We start from the raw sequence: 5,911 nt of genomic DNA, 5'->3' as shown, positions 1-5,911 counted from the left end.
CGGTGCCGCGGGAATCCCGCGGCACCGTCCGTGCAGCCCGGTTCGGGCAGCCCTGCACTCACTCCTTGACGTCGTCGTCCACCCAGTCGAAGGTGCGGGTGACGGCCTTCTTCCAGTTGCGGAAGAGGCGCTCGCGCTCGTCCTGCTCGCAGCCCGGCTCCCAGCGCTTGTCCTCGCTCCAGTTGTCGATGACGTCCTGCTCGCCCTCCCAGAAGCCGGTGGCGATGCCGGCGGCGTAGGCGGCGCCCAGCGCGGTGGTCTCGGCCACCTTCGGCCGCACGACGGACACTCCCACCTGGTCGGCCTGGAACTGCATCAGGGTCTCGTTGGCGGTCATGCCGCCGTCCACCCTGAGCTCGGCCAGCTTCACGCCGGAATCGGCCTCCATGGCCTCCAGGACCTCGCGTGTCTGGTAGGCGGTGGACTCGAGCACGGCGCGCGCGATGTGGCCGCGGTTGACGTAACGGGTCAGGCCCACCAGCGCGCCACGGGCATCGGAGCGCCAGTAGGGGGCGAAGAGTCCGCTGAAGGCGGGCACGAAGTAGGCGCCGCCATTGTCGTCGACGCTGGCCGCCAGCTTCTCGATCTCGGGGGCCGAGTCGAACATCTTGAGGTTGTCGCGCAGCCACTGCACCAGCGATCCGGCCACGGCGATGGAGCCCTCGAGGGCGTAGACCGGCTTCTGGTCACCGATCTTGTAGGCCACGGTGGTGAGCAGGCCATTCTTGCTGGGCACCGGCTCCTCGCCGGTGTTCATCAGCATGAAGCAGCCGGTGCCGTAGGTGTTCTTGGCCATGCCCTTCTCGAAGCAGGCCTGGCCGAAGGTGGCGGCCTGCTGGTCGCCGAGGATGCCGGCGATGGGGATGTCCATCAGCATCCCCTCCTTGCGTCCGAAGCCGTATACCTCGGCGGAGCTCCTGATCTCGGGCAGCATGCTCATCGGGATCGTCATCTCGGCGGCGATCTCCTCGTCCCAGCTGAGGCTCTTGAGGTCCATCAGCATGGTGCGAGAGGCATTGGTGACGTCGGTGACGTGGACGCCGCCGTCGATGCCGCCGGTCATGTTCCACAGCACCCAACTGTCCATGGTGCCCATCAGCAGCTTGCCGGCTTCGGCATCCTCGCGGGCTCCGTCGACGTTGTCGAGGATCCACTTCACCTTGGGGCCGCAGAAGTAGGTGGCCAGCGGCAGGCCGACGCGGTCCTTGTAGCGGTCGTCGTCGCCCTGGGCGAGCTCCTTGCAGATCTTCTGGGTGCGGGTGTCCTGCCAGACGATGGCATTGTGGACCGGCTTGCCGGTCTCCTTGTTCCACACCACGGTGGTCTCGCGCTGGTTGGTGATGCCGACCGCGGCGATGCGGTGGCGGTTCATGCTGGCCTTGCTCAGGGCGCTGGCGACGACCTCGCGCACATTGGTCCAGATCTCCTCGGGGTCGTGCTCGACCCACCCGGCGCGCGGGAAGATCTGCTCGTGCTCCTCCTGGCCGACCGAGACGATGTCGCCGGCATGGTCGAAGATGATCGCGCGGCTGCTGGTGGTGCCCTGGTCGATCGCCAGGATGTAGTCCTTGCTCATGTCCTTGTTCCCTTCCTTGGGTACTGCGGAGTCAACGGGGTGGTGCGGTGGGTGGGGTCAGCTCCAGAAGATCCGGTAGACACCGGCTGCCACCATGGCCCCGACCAGGGGCCCGACGACCGGCACCCAGGCGTAGCCCCAGTCCGATCCGCCCTTGCCCTTGATCGGCAGGACGGCGTGCATGATGCGCGGTCCGAGGTCGCGCACCGGGTTGATGGCATAACCGGTCGGGCCGCCCAGGGAGGCGCCGATGCCGACGATCACGAGCGCGACGGCCAGCGGTCCGACGGTGACGCCCTGGGTGTAGCCGGAGGTGAGCACCCAGAAGATCAGCACGAAGGTGGCGATGGCCTCGGTGAGGCAGTTCCAGAAGGGGTTGCGGATCTCGGGTCCGGTGGCAAAGGTGCCCAGCTTGGCTGCGGGCTCGGCGCCGGGATCGTCGTAGTGCTGCTTGTAGGCAGCCCAGGCCAGGCCCGCACCGACCATGGCGCCCAGCATCTGGGCGACGAGGTAGACGGCGATGTTGGTGGCGTTGGTGGGCACGCCGGGGGCAAGTTCGGCCTTGCCGGCCGCGGCGACGCCGAGGGTGACGGCGGGGTTGAGGTGTCCGCCGGTCTTGTAGGCGGCGTAGACGCCCATGAAGACCGCCAAGCCCCAGCCGAAGTTGATGTGCAGGACACCGCCTCCGAAGCCCTTGCTCCTGCCGAGCAGGTTGTTGGCCACGACGCCGACGCCCAGCAGGATGAGGATGGCGGTTCCGATGAACTCGGATCCGAAGATGACCGGCAGCGACACTGTGGACGCTTCCAGGAGAACCATGGTGGTGCCTTTCTTGGGCGGACACCTCGATGTGTCCGTCCGACGATGCGGTTCAGGTGTTGCGTGGGCGACATCCGTGTCGTCCACGTGTTCCGGTGCGGGGGTGTGGCCCGGTGCGATGACATTCCACCACACCGTGCACCGATGATGAAGTTCACTGCACCAATGTTCAGCAATACTCTGGACACATGAACGAGCGCGCGGATGAGGTCTTCCTGGCCGCCTCGCTGTACTACGTGCAGGGCGAGACCATGGACGCCATCGCGCGGCAGTTGAGGATCTCGCGCAGTACCGTCTCGCGGCTGCTCAAGCAGGCGCGGGAGACGGGGGTGGTGCAGATCACGCTCACGGACCCCGCCGGGCCGCGCAGTTCCTTGGCCGACCAGTTGGGACGACGCTTCGGCGTGCGGGCGCACGTCGTTCCGGTGCGGGACGGCTCCTCCGACGTCCACCGGCTTGATCGCGTGGCCCGCGCGGCGGGGCAACTGGTCAGCGAGGCGATCACCGACGACATGGTGGTGGGCACCGCGTGGGGCACCACCCTGGCCAGCGTCGTGCAGCACCTGCACCCGCGGCTGGTGCAGGACACCACGGTGGTGCAGATGAATGGTGCGGCGAGCGCCACGGGTTCCGGCATGCCCCACGTGGAGGCCATCAACCAGTGCTTCGCCAAGGCCTTCGGCTCACAGGTGGTGCCCTTCCCCGTCCCGGCCTTCTTCGACCATGCCGAGACCAAACAGGCGATGTGGCGCGAGCGCAGCGTGCGTCGGGTGCTGGCCCTCCACCAGCAGATTGGCCTGGCCCTGTTCGGGGTCGGCGGCCTGGCCGCGGAGCTGCCCTCGCACGTCTACGCCAACGGCTACCTGGACTCCGACGACATGCAGCAACTGGACGAGCACCAGGTGGTCGGCGATGTCAACACGGTCTTCCTGCGCGAGGACGGCACCTGGGCCGACATCCCGCTCAATGCCCGCGCCTCCGGGATCCCCCCGAACCAATTGCGACGCATCCCGCGACGCATCTGCATCGTCGCCGGGACCGCCAAGGTGGCGCCGTTGCGCGGGGCGCTGCGGGCCGGGGTGGCCACCGACGTCGTGCTGGACGAGGCCACGGCCAGGGCGCTGGTGGAGCGGTCCTGAGCCGTTGCCCTGGGCGCAGACGGGCAGGAGCCGCCGGCCTTTCACGTGCAACGGTGCGAACACCCGGTGTCCTCGGCCGGTGACCTGACAGCCGTGGGGGCACTGGCGAATCCCGAGCTGCCACACCGGACGAGGTGGCCAGTCACATGGTTCTCGCCGCGGCCAGACCCGGGATCGGCCAAACCCGGGATCGACCGGACCCCAGGATTGGCAGACTCGAACGAGTCAGTGCTTGCCGTCGACCTCGGCCAGCAGCTGGGCGACGTGGGCGTCGATCTCGTCGCGCACCAGGTCCATCCGGTCGGAGCCCTGGATGCCGCGCTCGGAGGGCTCGTCGAGCACCCATCGTTCGATGGGGGCGGTCATGTCCGAGACTGGCTCGACCACCGCATTGCTGCCCAGCACCACCACACGGTCGGCCTGGCGCAGCATCTGCTTGGTGAGTTTCCTTGGCTCCTCGCCGTCGAAGCTCGCCCCGATGGCCTCCACCGAGCGCCGCGCCCGCTCGTCGAGTCCGTCGGCGGGTCGGGTGCCCGCACTGGTCACCTCGACGCGCTCACCTGCCCGCCAGCGCAGCAGTGCGGCAGCGATCTGGCTCTTGCCACCATTGGACTGGCACACGAACAACACGTGAGGACGCCGACCGCCGGCCGACGAGGTGTCGGCCCCGAGGCGGTCGTGGCGGGAATCCTTGTTCCCAGAATCCTTGGTCTTGGAATCGTCGTGCTTGGACATGGGGCTCCTTGCGGTGGGAGCTCCCATGCTGCCCCACCCGAGGGCCCGCTGCAGCCAGCGACCCGGATCCTGGCGGCCGTGTTCGCTGCTGGGGAATAGCCTGCCCGGCCCGGAGGTTGCACTGCTCGAGTAGCACCGGCTGCGGCCGCCACCGTTGGCCGGCTCCTGACTAGGATCGTGGGCGGCATGCCGCATCACGCGAGAGGACGACATGAGCATGATCACACTGGGTGACATCACGCTGGATGACACCACCCCCGAGGCGACGCCCACCACCACCCAGGAGGGCGACGGCGAGGTGCGCGACGTGGTCATCGTCGGGTCCGGTCCTGCCGGGTACACCGCCGCCATCTACACCGCGCGCGCCGACCTCAAGCCCCTGGTCATCGAGGGCGCCTTTTCCGCCGGGGGTGCCCTGATGAACACCACCGAGGTGGAGAACTACCCCGGTTACACCGAGGGCGTGATGGGCCCCGAGCTGATGAACAACATGCGGGCCCAGGCCGAGCGTTTCGGCGCCGAGCTGGTCACCGATGACGCCGTCGAGCTGGACCTCACCGGCCCGATCAAGGTCGTCAAGGACTCCGAGGGCCGCACCTACCGCGCCAGGGCCGTCATCCTGGCCACCGGTTCCGGCTACCGCCGCCTGGGACTCGAGGACGAGGACAAGTTCTCCGGCCGCGGCGTCAGCTGGTGCGCCACCTGCGACGGCTTCTTCTTCAAGGACAAGCCGATCGTGGTCGTCGGCGGCGGCGACTCCGCCGTCGAGGAGGCCACCTTCCTGAGCCGCTTTGGATCGAGCGTGACGATGGTGGTGCGCCGCGACGAGCTGCGCGCCAGCAAGATCATGGCCGCCCGCGCGATGAATGACCCGAAGATCACCATCGAGTGGAATTCCGAGGTCGTCTCGATGGGCGGCGACAAGGCGCTGGAGACGGTCACGTTGAAGAACAACGTGACCGGCGAGACCAAGGAACTGCCCGTCAACGGCCTGTTCGTCGCCATCGGCCACGACCCCCGCTCGGAGCTGATGGTCGACCAGGTCGAGCTCGACGCGGCCGGCTACGTCCTGGTGGAGCCCAATGGCACCAGGACCAACCTGTCGGGCGTCTTCGCCTGCGGAGACCTGGTCGACCACACCTACCGCCAGGCCGTCACCGCGGCCGGCTCCGGCTGCAAGGCCGCCCTGGACGCCGAGCGTTTCCTGGCCGACCTGGCCGACGAGAACGTCCAGGCCTGACCCCACCGATCCCCGGCTGGCACCAAGGGCCCGTCGTGGGAATGACCACCTGAAGGAGATGCCCATGGGCGCAGTCAAGGAAGTCACCGACCAGAGCTTCGATGCCGAGGTCGTCAAGAACAGCAAGCCGGTCCTGGTGGACTACTGGGCCGACTGGTGCTCGCCGTGCAAGCAGCTGTCGCCGATCGTGGCCGAGCTGGCCAATGAGGTCGGTGACCGGATGGACTTCGTCACGATGGACACCAATGCCAATACCCGTGTGCCCACCGAACAGGGCATCCTCTCTCTGCCGACCCTCCAGGTCTGGCAGGGCGGCCAGGTGGTGAAGGTGCTGCAGGGCGCCAAGACCAAGGGTGCGCTGCTCAAGGCGCTGGGCGAGTTCATCTGAGCATCCCGGACCCC

The 5,911-nt window shown here is 67.9% G+C and carries 6 protein-coding genes; 3 read left to right on the top strand and 3 right to left on the bottom strand.

The annotated features are described in order from the left end of the window. Positions 1-58: 58 nt before the first annotated feature. Both glpK and ACHFFZ_RS13050 read right to left on the bottom strand, forming a co-directional pair. On the bottom strand, positions 59-1,576 hold the full coding sequence (glpK, locus tag ACHFFZ_RS13055; protein WP_394277040.1) for a glycerol kinase GlpK: 1,518 nt from the start codon (positions 1,574-1,576) through the stop codon (positions 59-61). Positions 1,577-1,633: 57 nt separating this feature from the next. Further along, a complete protein-coding gene (locus tag ACHFFZ_RS13050; protein ID WP_394277039.1) occupies positions 1,634-2,395 on the bottom strand; it encodes an MIP/aquaporin family protein in 762 nt (253 codons plus the stop codon). Between the two features lie 188 nt (positions 2,396-2,583). Between ACHFFZ_RS13050 and ACHFFZ_RS13045 the strand changes: the two genes are divergently transcribed. Beyond that, complete coding sequence (locus ACHFFZ_RS13045) at positions 2,584-3,534, top strand: sugar-binding transcriptional regulator (RefSeq protein WP_394277038.1); 951 nt, start codon at positions 2,584-2,586, stop codon at positions 3,532-3,534. A 225-nt stretch (positions 3,535-3,759) separates the two neighbouring features. Here the strand turns inward: ACHFFZ_RS13045 and ACHFFZ_RS13040 are convergent, their stop codons facing one another. Next, on the bottom strand, positions 3,760-4,269 hold the full coding sequence (locus tag ACHFFZ_RS13040; RefSeq protein ID WP_394277037.1) for a low molecular weight phosphatase family protein: 510 nt from the start codon (positions 4,267-4,269) through the stop codon (positions 3,760-3,762). A 211-nt stretch (positions 4,270-4,480) separates the two neighbouring features. Here ACHFFZ_RS13040 and trxB point away from each other — a divergent pair, with 211 nt between their 5' ends. Both trxB and trxA read left to right on the top strand, forming a co-directional pair. Beyond that, positions 4,481-5,509, top strand: a complete 1,029-nt coding sequence (trxB, locus tag ACHFFZ_RS13035; RefSeq protein ID WP_394277036.1) for a thioredoxin-disulfide reductase — start codon at positions 4,481-4,483, stop codon at positions 5,507-5,509. Between the two features lie 64 nt (positions 5,510-5,573). Next, a complete protein-coding gene (trxA, locus tag ACHFFZ_RS13030; RefSeq protein ID WP_394277035.1) occupies positions 5,574-5,897 on the top strand; it encodes a thioredoxin in 324 nt (107 codons plus the stop codon). Positions 5,898-5,911 lie beyond the last annotated feature (14 nt).

The sequence above is a fragment of the Luteococcus sp. genome (genome assembly GCF_043424415.1).
GTDB lineage: Bacteria > Actinomycetota > Actinomycetes > Propionibacteriales > Propionibacteriaceae > Luteococcus.
This window is presented reverse-complemented; position numbering and strand designations above follow the sequence as displayed.